Annotated in this window: 16 protein-coding genes; 11 read left to right on the top strand and 5 right to left on the bottom strand. The window is 48.4% G+C overall.

From position 1 onward, the window contains the following. The first annotated feature begins 7 nt into the window (after positions 1 to 7). From ACYVUT_RS09030 to ACYVUT_RS09020, 3 genes are all read left to right on the top strand, one after another. Positions 8 to 922 carry a PTS system mannose/fructose/sorbose family transporter subunit IID gene (locus tag ACYVUT_RS09030; protein ID WP_484500687.1) on the top strand — a complete coding sequence of 305 codons (915 nt, stop codon included), beginning with the start codon at positions 8 to 10 and terminating at the stop codon, positions 920 to 922. Between the two features lie 9 nt (positions 923 to 931). Beyond that, positions 932 to 1300 (top strand): DUF956 family protein, encoded by a 369-nt coding sequence (locus ACYVUT_RS09025; protein WP_439775106.1) that lies wholly within the window; start codon positions 932 to 934, stop codon positions 1298 to 1300. A gap of 102 nt (positions 1301 to 1402) precedes the next feature. Beyond that, positions 1403 to 1888, top strand: coding sequence for a hypothetical protein (locus ACYVUT_RS09020; protein WP_484500686.1), 486 nt, complete (start codon positions 1403 to 1405; stop codon positions 1886 to 1888). A gap of 53 nt (positions 1889 to 1941) precedes the next feature. On the opposite strand, the gene ACYVUT_RS09015 is transcribed toward ACYVUT_RS09020, so the two are convergent. Then, positions 1942 to 3312: an amino acid permease gene (locus tag ACYVUT_RS09015; RefSeq protein WP_484500685.1), complete on the bottom strand. Its 1371-nt coding sequence runs from the start codon at positions 3310 to 3312 to the stop codon at positions 1942 to 1944. 194 nt (positions 3313 to 3506) lie between these two features. Here ACYVUT_RS09015 and ACYVUT_RS09010 point away from each other — a divergent pair, with 194 nt between their 5' ends. The 7 genes from ACYVUT_RS09010 (at position 3507) to ACYVUT_RS08980 (ending at position 8423) form a co-directional block, all read left to right on the top strand. Further along, positions 3507 to 4349 carry a C40 family peptidase gene (locus tag ACYVUT_RS09010; protein ID WP_484500684.1) on the top strand — a complete coding sequence of 281 codons (843 nt, stop codon included), beginning with the start codon at positions 3507 to 3509 and terminating at the stop codon, positions 4347 to 4349. A gap of 182 nt (positions 4350 to 4531) precedes the next feature. Next, entirely contained in the window at positions 4532 to 5146 is a 615-nt protein-coding gene (locus ACYVUT_RS09005) for a hypothetical protein (protein WP_439775110.1), read from the top strand. A gap of 19 nt (positions 5147 to 5165) precedes the next feature. Continuing rightward, positions 5166 to 5354: a hypothetical protein gene (locus tag ACYVUT_RS09000; RefSeq protein ID WP_439775111.1), complete on the top strand. Its 189-nt coding sequence runs from the start codon at positions 5166 to 5168 to the stop codon at positions 5352 to 5354. Positions 5355 to 5462: 108 nt separating this feature from the next. Next, entirely contained in the window at positions 5463 to 5837 is a 375-nt protein-coding gene (locus ACYVUT_RS08995) for a helix-turn-helix domain-containing protein (protein WP_484501905.1), read from the top strand. A gap of 115 nt (positions 5838 to 5952) precedes the next feature. Further along, positions 5953 to 7704 carry an IS1634 family transposase gene (locus ACYVUT_RS08990; protein ID WP_484499605.1) on the top strand — a complete coding sequence of 584 codons (1752 nt, stop codon included), beginning with the start codon at positions 5953 to 5955 and terminating at the stop codon, positions 7702 to 7704. Beyond that, positions 7670 to 7900 carry a hypothetical protein gene (locus ACYVUT_RS08985; RefSeq protein ID WP_484499575.1) on the top strand — a complete coding sequence of 77 codons (231 nt, stop codon included), beginning with the start codon at positions 7670 to 7672 and terminating at the stop codon, positions 7898 to 7900. Before ACYVUT_RS08990 ends, ACYVUT_RS08985 begins: the two co-directional genes overlap by 35 nt. 97 nt (positions 7901 to 7997) lie before the next feature. Further along, positions 7998 to 8423, top strand: coding sequence for a hypothetical protein (locus tag ACYVUT_RS08980; RefSeq protein ID WP_484501904.1), 426 nt, complete (start codon positions 7998 to 8000; stop codon positions 8421 to 8423). A gap of 53 nt (positions 8424 to 8476) precedes the next feature. Here ACYVUT_RS08980 and galE read toward each other — a convergent pair whose 3' ends face one another. Both galE and ACYVUT_RS08970 read right to left on the bottom strand, forming a co-directional pair. After that, positions 8477 to 9466: a UDP-glucose 4-epimerase GalE gene (gene galE / locus ACYVUT_RS08975; RefSeq protein WP_484500683.1), complete on the bottom strand. Its 990-nt coding sequence runs from the start codon at positions 9464 to 9466 to the stop codon at positions 8477 to 8479. An 80-nt stretch (positions 9467 to 9546) separates the two neighbouring features. Next, positions 9547 to 12687, bottom strand: coding sequence for a DUF3427 domain-containing protein (locus ACYVUT_RS08970; protein WP_484501903.1), 3141 nt, complete (start codon positions 12685 to 12687; stop codon positions 9547 to 9549). Between the two features lie 144 nt (positions 12688 to 12831). On the opposite strand from ACYVUT_RS08970, the gene ACYVUT_RS08965 reads away from it, so the two are divergent. After that, positions 12832 to 13137 carry a hypothetical protein gene (locus tag ACYVUT_RS08965; RefSeq protein WP_484501902.1) on the top strand — a complete coding sequence of 102 codons (306 nt, stop codon included), beginning with the start codon at positions 12832 to 12834 and terminating at the stop codon, positions 13135 to 13137. Positions 13138 to 13181: 44 nt separating this feature from the next. Here the strand turns inward: ACYVUT_RS08965 and ACYVUT_RS08960 are convergent, their stop codons facing one another. Both ACYVUT_RS08960 and ACYVUT_RS08955 read right to left on the bottom strand, forming a co-directional pair. Further along, the gene (locus ACYVUT_RS08960; protein WP_484501901.1) at positions 13182 to 13613 is read right to left on the bottom strand and encodes a helix-turn-helix domain-containing protein; all 432 of its coding nucleotides are present in this window, start codon (positions 13611 to 13613) and stop codon (positions 13182 to 13184) included. Between the two features lie 109 nt (positions 13614 to 13722). Beyond that, entirely contained in the window at positions 13723 to 14958 is a 1236-nt protein-coding gene (locus tag ACYVUT_RS08955) for an L-lactate MFS transporter (RefSeq protein ID WP_484501900.1), read from the bottom strand. Positions 14959 to 15079: the final 121 nt, after the last annotated feature.

Below are 15079 nucleotides of genomic sequence, written 5' to 3'. Positions count from 1 at the left end.
ATAAATCATGACTGAAAAGAAAGTAACTTTATCAAAGCGTGATCGTTGGGACGTTATGTGGCACTCACAACTTCTGCAGGGTTCATGGAACTACGAAAGAATGCAGAACGGTGGTTGGGTCTACAGTATGATCCCAGCTTTAAGAAAGCTGTACCCAAAGAAGGAAGACATGGCTGCTGCTTTGCAACGTCACCTGGTCTTCTTTAACACTCACCCTTACTTGGCTTCACCAATCATTGGTGTTACCCTGGCTTTGGAAGAAGACAAGGCCAATGGCGTTGAAGTTGACGACGAAGCCATCCAAGGTGTTAAGGTTGGTATGATGGGGCCTTTGGCCGGTGTCGGTGACCCAGTCTTCTGGTACACTGTTCGTCCAATCATCGGTGCTATTGGTGCCTCAATGGCCACCAACGGCAACATCCTCGGGCCAATCCTCTTCTTCGTTCTTTGGAACTTGATCCGTATCGCCTTCTTGTGGTACACTCAAGAATTGGGTTACAAGGCTGGTGCCGCTATCAGTGCCGACCTTTCAGGTGGTCTGCTGAAGAAGGTTACCCGTGGGGCTGCCATGATGGGTATGTTCGTCCTGGGTGCCTTGATCGAACGTTGGGTAAGCATCACCTTCACTCTGAAGGTTTCAGAAGTGCCAATCCAAAAGGGTGGCTACATCGACTGGACCAAGCTGCCAAGCGGTGCTGCTGGTATCAAGGAAGCCTTGACCCAACAAGCTGCTGGTCTGTCCTTGACTAATACTAAGGTTACTACTCTGCAAGACAACTTGAACATGCTGATTCCAGGTTTGGCAGGTTTGCTGCTTACCTTCCTCTGCATGTGGCTCTTGAAGAAGAAAGTTTCTCCAATCATCATCATCTTGGGGATCTTCGTTGTTGGTATCCTCTTCCACGTATGGGGCTTGATGTAAGATTAACAAATGGCTCAATCAATGAATAAGACCGTTGATCTGGCTGTAGAAGGAACTTGGTTCCGTGCCATGTCTACCTATGGCAAAGTCATGATCGGCGATGAAGCTTTTGAATTCTATAACGAGAAGAATGTTGAAGACTATATCCAGATTCCTTGGGATCAGGTAACTTATGTAGTTGCAGATGTTCACTTCAAAGGGAAGTACATTCCCCGTTTTGAGATCCGGACTAAGAAGGATGGCAAGTTCATCTTTATTACCAAGGATCCGAAGAAGACTCTGCGGGCGATCCGTAAGTACGTCCCAGCCGACCACATGCGGCAGGCTTTGGGAGTTTGGGATACGATCAAGCTCTTCTTTACTCGCAAAAAGAAATAGAATGGAAATAAGCCCGGACTTGGTCCGGGCTTATTTTTGTGCTCCAATGATTACATATCTCCGTGTTATACTGAATAGATAGTTTTGAAAGAGGGGATAGCCATGAAAGCAAAGCAGGCTTATAAGCTGGTGGACCAGCTTCGCCATCCAGGACCAAGGGATTACTACATCGATTGTTTTCCTAAAATGGAGCCGCCAGACAATTATGATGAGATATTCGAATGCCTGAGGTCGCATACGATTGGCGAAGCATATGCGGACAAAATGCTTTTGTTGGTATTAATGCTGGTCAGCCAGTATGAGACACACATTTTTCTGGACCATGATCTGGCTAAAGAAGCTTATCCTGACTTGCTTGACCGTGATTTGACCAAGCTGCCTGTAGCTGATTTGCTGGAGATCATCAAGAAGTTGATCGTGACAGACCACTACCTCGGGGTAAATGTCCTTTTTAAGGAGAAGAAGCATTATTCCTTGCTCCGGATCGAAAGCGGCATTGATGCTGATCTGTATAAGCTTTCTAAGAAGTCGAAGAAGCTGGTCAATAAGCTGCTTAAGCGTAACGGCCTCTTCTTGTTGAAAAAGTAAAACACCACATAAAAAAGCTGACCTTGCGGTCAGCTTTTGTTGTATCTCATTAATTATTTTGTTTCTGCTTTTTTCTTGTTGAAAGCCTTGCTGAAGCCGTAGAGGACAGCGAAGGTAATCAAAGCAGTGATCATTGGCACCCGGTAGCTCTCAAGACAGAGAAGCAGGACAACCATGGCGCCGAAGAAGGCTAAGAGCAGGTAGTCAAGGTAAGGATAAGCTGGCATTTGGAATTCGTGCAGCTGGTCCTTTGGCGTAACTTGCCGGTAACGCAGGTGAGTCATGGTCATGATGATCCAGATCAAAAGGAACATGCTGGTCGCGATTGATGAAATGAAGCTGAAAGCTTCGTCACCCATAATCAAGGTGATCAAAGGCGCGCAGATGATGATCAAAGCAGAGAAGACCAGGGCTCTCATTGGCAATTGCCGGTGGTTGAGCTGGCCGAAGAACTTGCTCCACTTGCTTTCCCCGCCTAAAGTAACGGAGAAGAGCAGACGGCCGGCACTGTAGAGGAAGCTGTTGGTAGCTGAAATAGCTGCCGTGATGACCACGAAGTTGATCAAGTTGCCGGCGCCCTTAAAGCCTGCTCCCATCAAGGCTTGCACGAATGGTGAGCTGGAAGTGGAAACCTTGTCCCAAGGCAGGATCACCAGAATGCCGATAATGGCCAAAACGTAAAAGAGGATGATCCGCAGTGGCAATTCATTGATCGCGCTCTTAATGGTCTTGTGCGGGTCCTTGGCTTCAGCGGCCGTCAGCCCGATCAGTTCCACCCCGATGAAGGAAAAGATGACCATCTGGAAGCCTTGCAGGAAGCCGCCTGCTCCGTTATTGAAAAAGCCGTCAGCGTACAGATTGCTGAAGCTGGCCTGGCCGTACTTGGTTGAGCCGGAGCTCAGCAGCATAAAGGCCGCGAAGATGACGAAGCCGACGATCATCAAGATTTTGATGATGGCGAAGGCAAACTCCAGATTCCCGAAGAAGCGGGCAGAGATCAAATTGATCAAGAGCAGGACCGCGACTGAGAGCACTCCGGGCAGCCAGGTCGGCAGGTTGGGCAGCCAGGACTTGAAGTAGATGCCTAAGGCCGTCGTTTCCGCCATGGCCAGGATCAGCCAGCTGAGCCAGTAGAGATAGCCGGTCACCTTGCCGATATCCTTGCCGAGATATTTTTCAATAAACTCGATATAAGTGTGCTTCTTTAAGTCAGATAAGATCAGTTCACCCAAGGCCCGCATCAAGATAAAGAGGAAGAGGCCGACGATGATATAAATCAAGATGACTGCCGGTCCTGCCTTCTGGATGCTGTTGCCGACCCCAAGAAAGAGGCCAGTCCCGATCGTCCCGCCCAGGGCAATCAGCTGAATGTGTGCATTGGTCAAAGACCGCTTGTAAGTACTTTGTGTTTTCTTTTCTTCCATAAAACCTCCATTGAGTTACATGAAATATTTTAACACAAGCTAGTAAAAAGTGAAATTAATTTAAGGAAATAGTCTATAAGGCAAAGGAATCTTAAGAAATAGGCCGATTTGTCCTCTTGCAAAAATGACCGGGATTATCTACGATTAGGATAAAGAAGGAAAAAATAAGTGATTAAAGTTAGGAGGAAGGCAAAATGTACGGCTTGATCAATCAACCAGCAGTCTTCATGACAGAAGACGACCTCAAATCCAGGAGCGATGAACTTTTATACGGCTGGGCCGTCAAGGCGACCGGGAAAAAGGAAGACTTTTGGTACGTGACCAGCCATTATGGCTATGAAGGCTACGTGCCAAAGGCTGCGGTAACGCCGGTGAGTCTGGAAGAAGTCAAGGCGCGGGAGGTCAAACTAGTCCGGCGGTCAGTCATTGATGTCCTGGCTGAGCCCAAGGTTTCAGCCGACATTTTGCTGACGGTTTATAAGGGCAGCCTGCTTAATGTGACGGATGAACTGGTAGACGGCTATTACAAGGTTAAGCTCTTGGACGGGCGAAGCGGCTGGGTATCCAAGACTGCTTTAGGGCCCCGCTTGGATGAAGACGACTTCTTGTGGTCAGCTGACCCGGAGTACTTTTTGCTGCAGGGAAAGCCAGATGAAGAAAGCTTCAGAAAGCAGGTAACGGAGACCGCCAAAGAATATTTGGGATGCCAGTACCGGTGGGCGGGCAAGAGTCCCTTGGGGATCGACTGCTCGGGCCTGGTCTTCATGAGCTACATGCTAAACGGGGTCCTGCTCTGGCGGGACGCGGAAATCAAAGAAGCCTGGCCGGTACATGAGATTGAGTTTGAAGACCTGCGGCCAGGGGACTTGATTTATTTCCCGGGACATATCGCCATGTACCTGGGCCACGGCAAGTACATCAACTCGACTGGCTATAAGGAGCACTTCGGGGTAGCCATCAGCAGCCTCCGCAAGGAAGACCCAGACTACCGGGCTGACCTCTTCCAAATGATCGAGAAGTGCGGTTCCCTGTTTTAGGAGGAATAAAGCATATAGCAAGAAGCCTTTCTGCCATGAAAGGCTTTTTTATGTGCAGATACAGTTATACTTTTAGCAAAAGCAATGAAATGGATTTGCAAATCTGCAATTTTTAAGACAAGCATTTATTTTTTGGCTAAAATACAAAACAAATAGAAAAATAGGAGGCAAAATAATAGAAAATGAGGAAATTACCAAAAAATAGTTTGTTAAAAGTATTTACTGCCGTTGTCTTAACAGGAATTTGGTTTTCAAGCTATGAAGAAATGGCTACTGGTTTAATTGTAAAAGCAGAAATTGTAAAAGCAGAAGATAATCGATACGAGCATGATTTCTATGAGGCATATGAGGTTATCAATTCTGATGAGACAGATTCTTTACCAAATCAAGACAAGGATGAATTGAAAACTTATGTCGATTTAGCACCTGGTATTATCGAAACAGATGCAAACTCTGAACTGCCACAGCAGGAGATTCCTAAGGCTGTTGCATTAACAGAGCATGTGGACGCAAGTGTTCAAAGTACCTTGTTGAAGAAGCTAGCCAAAAAATATGGCAGGAAATTCATTCAAAAAGAGCTTCCAAAGAAAATTTATGGCAGACTCCCAAAGGCAGTCATTAAAAAGATTTCACTAAAGAAGTTCAGCAAGTATTGGAATACTTTTCTCCTTGGAAGTCTAGCAAATAGTGTTTCACCGAAAATTTATAAGTTTCTTGTAAATAACCATGTTCCAAAGTGGGCTGCTAATGCAGCAACTGCCGTAATTGCCTCGGTTATTTGGTATTATATTAATTAGATTCGAGTGGGAGTTAAGCATGAACAAATTCTTAGATAAAGCCAAATCGTTAGGGAGCTTTGTTGTTATTTTTGTGATTATGGAATACCTGTTTTCGAAGTTGTCGATAAACATCTATCTGTCAAATCTGCTGGCCGGAATTGTCAGCACAATAATTTTCGATTGGATTGCACCAAAATTGGGGATTGAAAAGCATGGTGCTGATTAAGTAAAGGAAAGATAAGCTTAGTTAGTAGCGGTAGATAATCGAGGATCCGTTTAATATTTTTGTGTATTAGTGTGGAGAGTAAGAATAGTTATGGGATGCAGTACAAAGGTGGGTGAACTGCTGAAAAGGATAAGATTGGATTTGGGCTTATCTCAAAAGCAAATGGCTGGTATGACTATGTCTGTAACGCAGTATTCCAGAATTGAGAGTGGGGATCAAAGAATAAGAGCTGACGACCTGTTCGAAATCCTTACTGCGCAGCAGGTAAGTGCCCGCTGCTTTGTTAACCAATTGCTAGGAGAACTGTCTGCTTTAGATAGTGATGAAGCTTTTTTAAAAAAAGACTGTGCCAGTCTCGCCCGTATGTTGGAAATAAACTGGACAAGTAAAACAAATATTCCTAAGTTGCATGCTGAGATCTTGCTTGACCGGTCACATGGTAAAATGCTAACTTCCCAGGCCAATCAAACTCAAGTCGCCTAATCAAGTGCTCTAAACCCGCAAAAATACTACATTTTTAGCACATCTTTGCTTGCATTGATGTGCTTTTCTATGTTATAATTTGAGTATGATATCATACTCAATGAAGGAGAGCATCATGTACTACAACTGCCTAGTAAATATTCCTAAGAACACTGGTAAAATTTCCAGAAATAAACGAGGCAAGACTACCTACATCGAATACACTTATGCTAGAGAGTACCTTCCCGAGAAGAAATACAACGTCGCCAAAAGAACGACCATTGGGAAAGCTGCCCCTGATCATCCGGGAATGATGTTCCCTAACCCCAACTTCGAAAAATTCTTCCCTGATGTTGAGATTCCCGCCGAAGGAACGGCGGCTGAACCAGTCAATGAGTCCAGAAGCAGCTGTATCCGAATTGGTGCCTTCTCTGTAGTCAGACGAATTATTGAAGACTACAAGCTCGCTGAACACTTGAAGCGCTGGGATGATCGGGGAAAAGGACTGCTCCTTGACCTGGCCGCGTACTCTGTTATCGCAGAAAGCAACGTGGCTCAGCACTTCCCGGATTATGCCTACAACCATCCATTGATGACGCCACAGAACAAGATTTACAGTGACTCTACAATCTCGCGCTTCATTCGCGAGATCGATGACAATGACAGGGTCGACTTCTTGAACAGCTGGAACGCCACCCATGACAAGAATGAGAAAATCTACGTTTCCTATGACTCCACCAACAAGAACTGCAAGGCTGGAGATATTGAGATGGCTGAATACGGTCACCCCAAGAATGACGTTGGCGCGCCAATCATCAACTACTCGATTGCTTACGATATGACCAATGAGAAGCCCCTGCTTTACGAGAGCTACCCGGGCAGTATCGTTGACGTCTCGCAGCTGAAATACATGCTGGAGAAGATTCGCGGCTACGGCTATAAGAAGATAGGCTTCATCCTTGATCGCGGATACTTCAGTAAGGCTAACATCCAGTTCATGGACTCATGTGACTATGATTTCGTGATGATGGTTAAAGGCAGAGCCTCCTTTGTACACGGCTTGATCATGGAGCACATGGGTGACTTCGAATCAAAGAGAGCCTGCTCAATCAAGGCTTACCGGACTTATGGTATGACGGTTAAAGCCAAGCTGTACGCGGATGACGACACTGACCGCTACTTCCACATCTACTACAAAGCCAAGAAGCAGGCCAGCGAACGTGCTAGACTGGAAGCTGATCTGGACCGAATGGAAGCCGAGATGGACAAGATAAAGGGCAGAGAATACAAGCTTCCAAAGAGATACGAGCACTACTTCAAGCTTACCTACCACAAAGGCAAGTTCTATGGCTACGAGGAGCGGGAAGATGTCATTGAACGAGAGCTGCAGCTGTGCGGCTATTTCGCAATTGTGACCTCTGAAAAGATGACGGCTTCAGAAGCTTTGAACCTTTACAAAAGCCGCGATATCTCAGAAAAGCTGTTTGGCAGTGATAAGACCTTCCTTGGCAACCGTTCATTCAGAGTCGCAAGCAGCCAGGCAGCTGAAGCGAAGATCTTCATTCAGTTCATTGCTTTGATAATCCGGGCAAGAATCTACACGCTTCTGAGAAAACGTAAAGCCGAAATGCCGGGCAAGCCTAACTATCTGAACGTACCTTCGGCACTGAAAGAGCTCGAAAAGATTGAACTGATACGACAGCCGAACGGCAACTATAAGCTCGATCACGCAGTCACGGCTACCCAGAAAGTAATACTAGGCGCTTTTGGGCTAGACGAAGAATGGATCAAAGCACAGGCAAGACTGATTGGAAAAGACATTAAGAACGCCGCAATGCCAGAAGAACAGAAAGATGATGATGAAGATGCCGAGAACGAAGAGTATTAAAACTATTGAAGCAGAGATCTCCCAAACAGAAGAACAGCTCCGACGCCTCAAAGAGCGCTGCGATAAAGCGTCAGAGAAGCTTGATGCCCTCTATGAGCTCAAGAAGCACCGAGAGCAGGAGGAATTACTAAAAGCTATTGATAAAAGTACCAGAACCAAAGCTGAGATCCTCGCGTTTCTAGAAAGTCATGCATAAAAAGAAATACGGTTAGCAGAAAATCTGCCAACCGTATGGTTTGAGTTGTAAAATCCTGGGAAACTAGCATAAAAAGCGTTTTGCCTATGATGAAGAATTGACTGTAAACGTAATTAGACAATTGTTGCGGCTCGATGATTGGACAAACGATGATATGGCAATCTCGCTTTTTGTGGATGCAATGACCAATTTTGACTTTGAAAGAGCAGCAGATTTCACTGACGTCTTGCTGTCGAGCTATTGCAATAAGTTGCGAGAGGTCCCCTTAGATCGGATTGAGATGTTGGCTAAAGCAAGTCTTAATTTCATGTATATGTGCTCTACCAACTCTGCAAAAGAAATGTTTGAGCAGGCATACGAGTTTATCAATGTTCTGCCAGCGTATCCAGGGTTGTTTATATATAAGCTGCTAGCAAATTATCTGCGTCAGTTGAATAAAGGTGAGAGTGACAACGCACATGGAATCAAGCGATTGATTTACTTGTGTGGATACGGGGCAGTACTAGAAGAATACGAATTATAGGCAAAAAAATAGTGGACCTTCCATCTGAGGAAGTTCCACTATTTTTCTTTGTCTTACTTGCTAAAGCCGTTAGGATGCTTTTGGTGCCAGTTCCAAGCGCTGGCGATGATGTCGTCGACGTTTTCGTACTTCGGACTCCAGCTCAGCACCTTCCGGGCCTTGCTTGAGTCAGCAACGAGTGAGTCCGGGTCACCGCCGCGGCGTGGCCCAATAGTATAAGGAATGTCAACGCCGGTAACCTTGATGGCTGCTTTCAAGATTTCCAGGTTGGAGAAGCCGTTGGCCGTACCCAGGTTGAAGACGTCGCTTTGGTTGGTTTCCATCAAGTGCTTCAAAGCCAGGACGTGGGCGTCGATCAAGTCAACCACGTGCACGTAGTCGCGGACATTGGTACCATCCTTGGTGTCGTAGTCGTCGCCAAAAATAGTAAAGTCACCGCCGCCAGCCAGGGCAGCCTTCATGATGTTAGGAATCAAGTGGGTTTCTGGGTGGTGGTCTTCACCAATTGACCCGTCCAGGGAAGCACCAGCCACGTTGAAGTAGCGCAGGGCGATGGACTTGATCCCGTTGGCCTTGTCAGCCCAGTGCATGATCTTTTCCATCATCATCTTGGTTTCCCCGTAAGGGTTGATTGGGTTGAGCGGAGTTTCTTCGGTGATTGGCAGCTTTTCAGGGATGCCGTAAGTAGCAGCGCTGGATGAGAAGACCAGGTACTTAACCCCGGTTTCTTCCATGGCTTCCAGCAGGCTGATCATGCCGGATACGTTGTTCTTGTAGTACTTGAGCGGCTTCTTGACTGATTCGCCGACCAAAGAGTAAGCAGCAAAGTGCATTACAGCTTCGATCTCTTCCTTCTTCAAGACGTCAGCGACTGCTTCCGTGTCCAAAAGGTCAACTTGGTAAAACTTGGCCTTTGGGTCAATGGCTTCCTTGTGGCCAGTGAACAGTGAGTCCAAAACAACTACGTCGTTGCCATCGGCAACCAGCCGTCTTACAGCATGGGAGCCGATGTAGCCGGCACCACCTACAACTAAAATTTTCATATTAACTCCTTTTTTATACTTTTTTGCAAAACCTAACTGATACCTAGTATAACAGAAAATGCTTTCCCCGGCTGAAGCAATTAGAGGGCAATCGCCTTGTTGGCCTTGGCTAAAAGACTGGCCGGGATCGCCTGGTGCAGGTGCCAGACAAAGGAAACGGGCCGGTCTCCTTCGCTTGAAACATAATCCGCGTTGCCTAAGAAAGTGTAAGGAGCCGTATAATTTCCCTGCTTTTTAAACTCTCTGACAAAAAGGGAAATCATGTTGCCGGTCTCCCCCTGGTGGATATAGCGCTGGATCTTGGGACTGGCTGGCCGGTCCTGGCTCTGGCTCTGCCAGTGGAAGAGCTGAGCATTGATGGCGTAGTCCTCGTACATGGTTGACGGGGAGAAGTCTTTTTCACTCTTGTTTAAATTAATAAGGAAGATATCCGTCTTCTTGTCAGCAAAGTACTTGACCCCCTCCCGGAATTCCGGGGACTGGTCCTGGTTGAAGTAGTCAAAGGCCGCCATGATCTGGTTGACATTGTAGTGGCAGTGGACTTCCAAAGGACAGGTGAAGGGGTATTCGTTAGCTTCGGGCAGGACGGTCAACTGACTACGCCGGTAGCGGAGGACTTCCATTAATTCTTCTTTGACGAAGTCTTCCTTTAAAAAGCTTGCGATCCCTTCATGCAGGTCCTTAAAGCCCATTTGGGCCGGCTTTTTCTTGTAGAAGCTGTAGTAAAGCATCCCCAGCATCAAGCGTTCATTCTCGCTGGCTGGCTCTTTTGCCGTCTCCAGGTAAGCCAGCCAGTAGTCCAGGAGCTTTTTGGAATCGATGTGGAAAAAGCTGCTGAACTTCTGGTAGACCTGGTTTTCCACATCCCGGTCGTCAGTAATTAATCCGGCCCACTTTTTCAAACGGAAAAGTGACCGCGCCCCGCTGGCGTGGTAGAAGTCGTAAAGACTCATATCATAGGCCTTGAGGAAGTTGGCCAAGGTTAATTCCAGGCCTGTGTCTTCGCTAAAAGTCTTCACCCGCTGGGTCAAGCCCTTTTTGTTAGCGGCGTTTTGGCCAAGGTTGGCCAGGATGTACTTTTTGGCAACAGGTTCAAGCTCTAGATAGCAGGCTGCTGGAAGATGCGGGAAGCCCTCGCTGATTTCATATGGCAGGGCGTGGCCTGGTCCGGTCAAGGCCTTGAACTTGGCTTCGTAGTTATAGTGGCGGTTGGCCTGGCCGATGAAGTCCAGAACCGTCAGGCAGTCCTTGCCAGGGCAGAGCCGCAGGCCCCGGCCCAGTTGCTGGAGAAAAATGGTCGGGCTCTGGGTTGGCCGCAAAAAGAGGATGGTATTGACGGCCGGGATGTCGACCCCTTCATTATAAAGGTCAACGACAAAGATAAACTTGAGCTTGCCGGAGGTCAAATCTTCTTTGGCCTGCTGGCGGTCAGCCTGGGCAGTTTGGCCAGATAAAGCGGCGGAAGGGATGCCGGCCTGGTTGAAGGCAGCAGCCATGAACTCGGCATGCTTGACGCTGACGCAGAAGCCCAGGCCTTTGATGTCTTCCAAATTGTTGCTGTACTTGTCCAGGCTGCGCAAAATCAACTTGGCCCGGGCATCGTTAGCTGTATAGACATTTTCCAGCTCGCTGACCTCGTATTGGCCCCGGCTCCACTTCATGTTAGAATAGTCGACATTGTCGGTGACCCCGAAATACTGGAAGGGGCAGAGGAGCTGGCGGTCGATAGCTTCGCCTAACAGCATTTCGGCGGCGATGTTGCCGTCAAAATATTGCAAGATGTCCTGCCCGTCCATCCGGTCGGGGGTGGCGGTCAGGCCTAGAAGAATCTTGGGCTTGAAGTGGCTGAGCAGCTTTTGGTAGGACTTAGCGGCGGCGTGGTGGAATTCGTCGATGATGATGAAATCGTAGTAGTCGCTTGGGAGCAGGTCAGCTATTTTTTCTGAATTAAAGGACTGGATGGAGACGAACAGCTTGCTGACATCGTCAGTCTTGTACTGGCCGACCAGCAATTGACCAAAGTTGAAGTCGTTGAGGACCTCGCGGAATTTCTGCAGGCTCTGCTCCAGGATTTCCTGCCGGTGGGCAACGAAGAGCAGACGCGCGTGGGGATGCTCTTCCAAGTAGCGCTTGAAGTCAAAGGCGGCGATGACGGTTTTCCCCACCCCGGTGGCTGCGACGAGGAGATTTTTATAATGGCCGTAAACTTCCCGCTCAGCCTGGAGCCGGTCCAGGATCTCCTGCTGGTAGTTGTAGGGGCGGATAGTGGTCTCCAGGTGGAAAGTACTTTCCTTGTGCCGGTTCAGTTCCGTCTGCAGTTTTTGCCGGCAGTCTTCCTTATCCGGGTCAAAAGTTTCAAAAGAGGGGTCGTTCCAGTAGCTTTCAAAGGAGACGGCAAACTTGTTGACGATGTCAAAAGATTCCTGCTCGGTGACCTTGACATTCCATTCCAAGCCAGTGGTCAAGGCAGCGCTGGAGAGGTTGGAGGAACCGATGTAGGCGGTAGAGAAGCCAGTCTCTCTTTTAAAAAGGTAGGATTTGGCATGCAGGCGGGCGTGGTCGGTCTCGTAGTTGATCTTGACTGTAGTGTTGGGCAGCTGGCTCAAGGTCAGGATGGCCTTGTAGTCAGTTGCCTGGGTATAGGTCGTAGCGATCACCCGCAGCTGGTGGCCGGCTTTTTGGCAAAAAGCTTCCAAATCTCCCAGAAGGGGGCGGATGGCAGACCATTTAATAAAGGAAACAAGCAAGTCGACCTGGTCGGAAGAGGCAATTTCCTTCTTGATTTCGCTGAGCATGCTGGGCTCATTTTTGCTGCCGGTAAAAAGGGCATTCTCCACTATGGAAGTCTGGGGCCGGATGGGAGTAATCTTCTGGGACTGGGTCAGCTTGTGGTAGATGGAGGTCAAGACTTCGCCTTGTTCCAGGATCTGCAGGTCCTCGTAGTCAGCCTCGCCGGTATGCTGGGCGACCTGGTCGACGATAGAGTTGGCCAGGCGGATCTGGGCGATGAGGGCAGATCTGTCTTCGCCGGACTTGAAGCTGTCGCGGAGGTAGTGCAGGCCCGACCGGATGACTTGGGAGAGGTAGATGGTCAAGAGCTGGCGGGAGTCATCAGCGTCCAGTTCTTCCAATTTATAATCCGTGGTCTCTGGGTCAAGTTTTTCCAGCTGGTCCAGGATCTCTTGGTTAAGGATTTGTTCGTAAATACCATCTTTCAGCATGCTTTTCCTGCTTTCTGAAGTGTTTTGCCTTAATTGTATCAGGTTAGGGGAAATTTGCTAAATTATGGATTTTTGTTACCATTCTCACAAAAAAGACTATAATGACCTTATAGAAGAAATCTAATTTTTACTAGGGGGAAAATGATGAAGAATTACATGCAGCATCTTAAAGAGCGGGCCATTAACGCCTATCCGCCCGAAACCAGCCGGCGGTGGACTATCTGTATTGTGGTCGCTGTCCTTGCTGGATTAGTGTTGAGTCACTTTGGCCAAGCCAAGTTTGGGGCTTCGCTTGCTGATTTTGCCCTGCTTTGCGGGATTGACCTGCTGGCTGTGACTTTTGCCAAACATGGGGTCAATATTATTCTGGCCTACTTGTTGGCAACGGTCCTGTACCTGGTCGTGACAGTCCCGCTGACTTTTTACATCATGTCATTTAACCATTTATAAGAAAGCAAAAGGAGCTGACTTCTAGTTAAGAAGCAGCTCCTTTGTTATTTAGTCGAATTGATCCAGTGAAAACCAGCCCCGATGAGCCAGATGGCGCCCCCTAAAATAAAGAGGACCCAGCTGGTTGACCAGCGGCCGGTCGCGATGCTGACCAGAAGGTAGACGGCGATAACGATGGTCCAGTAGATACTATTGATCCTGCCCAGGCGTTTAGGATCAGCATCCTTCTTGTTCGGCCGGTCCATCTCTTCGCCTGGTTCGATGGTTTGGCCTTCTTGCTTGTCGTCTTTTAGCAGGTAGTCAGCTGACACGTCGTATAAAACCGCCAGTTTGGCAATGTATGATATGTCGGGCACGCTGTCGCCGTTTTCCCAGCTGGCCACGTTGGCTTGCGTGGTCATTAATTTTTCCGCTAATTCTTTTTGGCTTAAGCCATGCTTCTTGCGCAGGTCGCGCAACTTGCTTGGAAGCATCATGTTTTTCCCCCTCATCAATCTCTCTTCTATAATATTATAGCCTCTAGCCTGGCTAAAAGCTCGCGGGGAAAAGAAAAAGTTCCCGCCTAAGCAGGAACTTGAAAATTCATTAATCTAATTCGTCAGCCAGGTCGGTCAGCTTGGCAAATTCACGCTGAACCAGGAAGGAGACGCAAAGAGCCAGACCAGCCAGGACGATGAAGGCGGCCAGGGTGATGTAGTAGCTCTGCAAAACTTCGTGGGTGAAGGAGAGCAGGAGCGGGCCAACCATGCCGGCCGCTGCCCAGGCGGTCAAGATGGACCCGTGGATGGCGCCGAGCTCTTTAGTGCCGAAAACGTCGCCCAGGTAAGCCGGGATAACTGAGAAGCCGGCCCCGTAGCAGGACATGAGCAGGCTGAGGGCTACAGCGAAGACAAATGGTGAGTGGGTGAAGATCAAGATCACGAACATAGCCATGTCAACGACAAAGATCAAGCTGTAGGTCAAAGGCCGGCCGATGTAGTCGGACAAGGTTGCCCAAATCAAGCGGCCAAAGCCGTTGAAGAGGCCGATGATGCCGACCATGACAGCGGCAGTAGCCGCGCTCATCCCAGTCAATTCCTGGGCCATCGGTGAAGCGGCAGAGACCAGGGCGATCCCGCAGGTGATGCTGATAAAGAACATGAACCAAAGCAGGTAGAAGGTCTTGGTCTTCAGTGCCTGGTTGGCCGTCATTTGCAGGCCGCCGGTTAAGGAAACAGCTTCCTTGTCTTCGCTCTTGAAGTTGGCCAGGTCTTTTGCACTTGGCCGCTTGATGAACTGGGCAGAAACGATCATGACCAGGAAGTAGCCGGCCCCCAAGATGTAGAAGGTACCCGCCAAGCCAACGCTGGACATCAGGAATTGGGCAATTGGGCTGGTCAAAAGAGCGGCAAAGCCGAAGCCCATGATGGCCAGGCCAGTTGCCAAGCCACGTCTATCCGGGAACCACTTGATGATGGTTGAGATCGGGGTGACGTAGCCGGCACCCAGGCCAAGACCAGCGATGACGCCGTATGAAGCGTACAAGAGCCAGAGCTGCTGGCTTTGAACAGCCAGGCCAGTCAAGGCAATCCCGCTCCCGTAAAGGATGGCGGAAACAGTCCCGGTCAAGGTCGGGCCGAATTTTTCAACCAGGCGGCCCATGAAAGCCGCGGACATCCCCAGGAAGAAGATGGCCAAACTAAAGGCAAATGCAACTGATGATTCGCTCCAGCCGGTCTGTGCCGCGATTGGCTTAGTGTAGACGCTCCAAGCGTATACTGAGCCGATCATCAGATGCAGCATGACCCCCGCCAAAGCAACAATGTAACGATTAGTCTTCATTGTTAAGATATTCTCCTTATTAATCTTTGGACTTTTAGACAATACACGAACAATATTCTTAAATAGGGTCAATATTATTCGATGTGTTAAGGATACCATGTCAGCAATGTAAGGACAAGGT

This window comes from Lactobacillus sp. WILCCON 0059, from assembly GCF_057197985.1.
Note: the sequence above shows the minus strand (reverse complement) of the source record. Positions and strands in the feature narration are given on the sequence as shown.

What these genes read in the sequence shown, in the direction of transcription:
- ACYVUT_RS09020 (WP_484500686.1), top strand. Translation starts at nt 1,403, where the DNA reads ATGAAAGCAAAGCAGGCTTATAAGCTGGTGGACCAGCTTCGCCATCCA.
- ACYVUT_RS08960 (WP_484501901.1), bottom strand. Translation starts at nt 13,613, where the DNA reads ATGATGCTTCCAAGCAAGTTGCGCGACCTGCGCAAGAAGCATGGCTTA.
- ACYVUT_RS08990 (WP_484499605.1), top strand. Translation starts at nt 5,953, where the DNA reads ATGTACTACAACTGCCTAGTAAATATTCCTAAGAACACTGGTAAAATT.
- ACYVUT_RS09005 (WP_439775110.1), top strand. Translation starts at nt 4,532, where the DNA reads ATGAGGAAATTACCAAAAAATAGTTTGTTAAAAGTATTTACTGCCGTT.
- ACYVUT_RS09030 (WP_484500687.1), top strand. Translation starts at nt 8, where the DNA reads ATGACTGAAAAGAAAGTAACTTTATCAAAGCGTGATCGTTGGGACGTT.
- ACYVUT_RS08970 (WP_484501903.1), bottom strand. Translation starts at nt 12,687, where the DNA reads ATGCTGAAAGATGGTATTTACGAACAAATCCTTAACCAAGAGATCCTG.
- ACYVUT_RS08965 (WP_484501902.1), top strand. Translation starts at nt 12,832, where the DNA reads ATGAAGAATTACATGCAGCATCTTAAAGAGCGGGCCATTAACGCCTAT.
- galE (WP_484500683.1), bottom strand. Translation starts at nt 9,466, where the DNA reads ATGAAAATTTTAGTTGTAGGTGGTGCCGGCTACATCGGCTCCCATGCT.
- ACYVUT_RS08985 (WP_484499575.1), top strand. Translation starts at nt 7,670, where the DNA reads ATGATGATGAAGATGCCGAGAACGAAGAGTATTAAAACTATTGAAGCA.
- ACYVUT_RS09010 (WP_484500684.1), top strand. Translation starts at nt 3,507, where the DNA reads ATGTACGGCTTGATCAATCAACCAGCAGTCTTCATGACAGAAGACGAC.
- ACYVUT_RS08955 (WP_484501900.1), bottom strand. Translation starts at nt 14,958, where the DNA reads ATGAAGACTAATCGTTACATTGTTGCTTTGGCGGGGGTCATGCTGCAT.
- ACYVUT_RS09015 (WP_484500685.1), bottom strand. Translation starts at nt 3,312, where the DNA reads ATGGAAGAAAAGAAAACACAAAGTACTTACAAGCGGTCTTTGACCAAT.
- ACYVUT_RS09000 (WP_439775111.1), top strand. Translation starts at nt 5,166, where the DNA reads ATGAACAAATTCTTAGATAAAGCCAAATCGTTAGGGAGCTTTGTTGTT.
- ACYVUT_RS09025 (WP_439775106.1), top strand. Translation starts at nt 932, where the DNA reads ATGGCTCAATCAATGAATAAGACCGTTGATCTGGCTGTAGAAGGAACT.